Origin of the sequence: Clostridium sp. (genome assembly GCF_016650095.1) — a bacterium.
Taxonomy (GTDB): domain Bacteria; phylum Bacillota; class Clostridia; order Clostridiales; family Clostridiaceae; genus Clostridium_AD.
Window position 1 is genome coordinate 1 of the sequence record NZ_JAENWL010000388.1, and the last position, 3396, is coordinate 3396.

The 3396-nt window shown below is 32.4% G+C and carries 2 protein-coding genes; both read right to left on the reverse strand.

Annotation, left to right across the window (positions count from 1 at the left end; all coding sequences use genetic code 11):
* Positions 1 to 17: 17 nt before the first annotated feature.
* Complete coding sequence (locus JJE11_RS16790; RefSeq protein ID WP_291637689.1) at positions 18 to 1355, reverse strand: serine dehydratase subunit alpha family protein; 1338 nt, start codon at positions 1353 to 1355, stop codon at positions 18 to 20.
* Between the two features lie 195 nt (positions 1356 to 1550).
* Positions 1551 to 3338: a sigma 54-interacting transcriptional regulator gene (locus JJE11_RS16795; RefSeq protein WP_291637691.1), complete on the reverse strand. Its 1788-nt coding sequence runs from the start codon at positions 3336 to 3338 to the stop codon at positions 1551 to 1553.
* Between the last annotated feature and the right edge of the window lie 58 nt (positions 3339 to 3396).

Below are 3396 nucleotides of genomic sequence, written 5' to 3' on the forward strand. Positions count from 1 at the left end.
TAAATAAACTAAATAAACTACGAAATAATACCTTCTAATTTTTGATGTACTGGCATAGAACTATATTCTTTTTCCATCTTTTTCATTGTATTTAATATAACAGCATCTGCAATGCTCATGCCGTCTCGCGATAAAACTCCTAAATTCACAATCGTGTCTTCTGCAGTTTCTGCAACAATTCCATTTCTTGCGGATACAATAGAATCATTTATAGCTAAAATCGCAGATTGTACAGCAACTGATGCAGAAGTTGAAAGCTTTAGTGAACATCCTTCCTTTGCTCCATCACATATCATTCCACTGGTGTTTGCAATGGTATTCTTTATAACTCCATCCATTTGGTCATAACTTGCGCCCATTAACCATGCTATAGCTACACCTGACCCAGTTCCAGCTGCAACGCCACAAGCACATAATGCCGATAATCTACCTATATAATATTTCACATAACTATTCACCATGTGACTTATGGCCACTGCTTTAGCTAACTTTTCATCATCCACATTAAATTTATTTTTATATGCAACTATAGGTAAAATTGCTGTGAGCCCGTTATTTCCGCTTCCATTACTACTCATAACAGATAGACTTGCCCCTGACATTCTAGCATCACTAGCAGCCGCTGTTAGCATCATTGAAGATGTCATCAAGTTCTCTGACAAAATCCCTTGTTGTATACTTTTTTTAAGACTAAAACCAACTCCCATGCCCATTTTACTATTTAGACCTACTTTAGCTATAGCTTCATTCATTACTACTCCTTCTAACATAAAAGCAATATCCTCATGAGGTATTTTTTCAATTTCACTTATAATATCTCTTATTTTTAAGTTGTATAAAATATTCTTCCCAACATTATTTTTTTTATCCTCTTCTCTTAAATCTAAAAGAACTTTTCCTTGGCTTTCAGCATAAACAAATCTATTATGTTTTCCACTTATAATCACATTGCAATTTCCTTTATCTGTAACAAGATTTACTTCTACGTAGATTTTATCATCAGTATCTTTAATATTTAATGATAATTTCCCACTATGTAAAAGCTCTTTCGCAAGCTGCACTTTGGTTTCATTAATTCCTTCGAGTACTCTTAGATCCTTTTTACTTTCTCCACCAATAAAACCAAGGGCAGCTGCAATATAAAGTCCAACTTCCTGAGTATAAGGCACCCCAACTGACAATCCATTTTTATATATATTAGGACTAACAAAAACTTCCGCTTTCTCTATATAATTAAAAGTTATTAATTCTTTAGCTTTTGCACTGGCAAGAGCAACAGCCACTGGCTCAGTACATCCCATAGCTGGAACAACCTCTTCTTTCAATGTTTGAACTATAAGATTTCTTAATTTCATAAAATCACTCCTCTACGAATTATCCTAAGATACATGAAAAAAATAACTTGCATATAGACTTGCTATTTATTTGAATGTGCCTTGTACATAATTAGAGCAATATTCATGCCAATAAAATCATGCTAATAATACCCATTTTAACGTTGTTTTTCTCATAATGATAAAAAATAGTGAAAAACAGTATCATAACGAGAATTAATTCTCATTTTGATACTGTTTTATTCCATATTCTTTTAACTTTCTATATAATGTTGCTCTACTTAATTCTAAAGCCTCAGCGGCCTTTGTAATTGCCTGTTTGCTATGTCCAAAATATTCTAAAGCTTTTTCAATTTCTTTTTTCTCCAGTTCCTTAATAGGTATAATCCCAACATTTTTGTTCAACTTTGTGGTATTGTCTGAAACTTTTAACCTTTTGGGCAAATCCAAACATTTTATAACACTACTACCGCACATATTTACAGCATATTCGATGGTATTTTCGAGTTCACGCACATTGCCAGGCCATTGATAATTCATAAAAATTTCTAAAGTAGCATCATCTATTTTATCTATATGCTTTCCTAGCTTAGAATTACATTTATCCAAAAGATAATCCACAAGAATTACTATATCATCTTTTCTATCTCTTAAAGGAGGTATATTAAGGGGCACTACATTTAATCTATAAAATAAATCTTGCCTAAACTCTCCTTCTAATACCTTTTTTTCTAAATCTTTATTAGTAGCCGCAATAATTCTTACATCAATAGGAATAGATTCTTTTCCACCAATCTTCTCAATGACGTATTCCTGTACTACCCTTAAAAGTTTAGTTTGAAGATGAATGGGCATATCTCCAATTTCGTCTAAAAATATTGTTCCTTTATTTGCTAATTCAAATTTTCCTGCCTTGCCACCTCTTCTTGCTCCCGTAAAAGCACCATCCTCATACCCAAAAAACTCACTTTCTAACAATTGCTCTGGAATGGCTGCGCAATTTATTGAAATAAAAGGCCCCTTAGCTCTGTTACTTTGGAAATGGACAGCCCTTGCAAATAGCTCTTTTCCCGTTCCACTTTCTCCTTGAATAAGTACAGTAGAAGTGGATTTGCAAGCTTTTTCTGCTTGTACTTTAACCTGTTCCAAGCAGTTACTGCTTCCTATAATACTATCAAAAGAAGTAATCATAGTCCCAGTGGTAATATTATTTACTGTTTTTAACAAATCAGAAATATTACTAAACGTGCATACAATACTGAAGCTTTTATCAGAAATACTAATAGGCTTTGCATCAAAAACCCCTCTAAAGTGGTGATTACTGCCTTTATATGTAAATTCTTTATTTTCTAAATTAATATGTTTTTCAATAAGTAAGTTAAAATCAACGGTGCCTATAAGGTTTTTTATATTGGTATTTAAAATCTCGTTTTTCTTAATCTTAAATAACTCCAAAGCTTTGGTATTATAATGAAGAATATTTCCTCTGTGATCCGCGACTACAATCCCTCTATCTACCGAATCAAGAACAATCTCAAGTTCACCTGCCAAAAGCTTTATTTCCTCTGTATTTTCCTCTTCTGTTAGCTTCGATGATATTAAATCTGCCATTCTATTCAAAAAATTCATTAAGTTTACTTTATTATTTATAATAGCTTTTCTTTGCTCTTCTTCAAAAGCAATAAGTCCAATAACACCAACAGTGTCATTACCTACACGGATTGGGCAACAAACCTCCGCAAATTCCTTACAATTTCCAATATTCTCACACTTTAAGCATGCAAAATGTTGCCTAGGATTTTCAATAATAAAGCTTTCCCCCTGTGTTAAAGCAAATCCAAAAACAGATTTTTCATTTACTTTTTCAAAAATAGAATTTCTATATCTTCCTGTGCCCGCTATTCTATTATAATTATTATCTACTACTGTCACATCTACGCCTATAACGCTTGATATTGCCTCAGAAATTTTCTGAACATTTGAAACGATTTTTATCAAATCCATACTTATCATCCTTTTGTTTTTTACATATATTCACACTTATTATACCATATAAGCAAAA

Coding starts and splice junctions, on each gene's coding strand:
- JJE11_RS16790 (WP_291637689.1), bottom strand. CDS start 1,355: ATGAAATTAAGAAATCTTATAGTTCAAACATTGAAAGAAGAGGTTGTT.
- JJE11_RS16795 (WP_291637691.1), bottom strand. CDS start 3,338: ATGGATTTGATAAAAATCGTTTCAAATGTTCAGAAAATTTCTGAGGCA.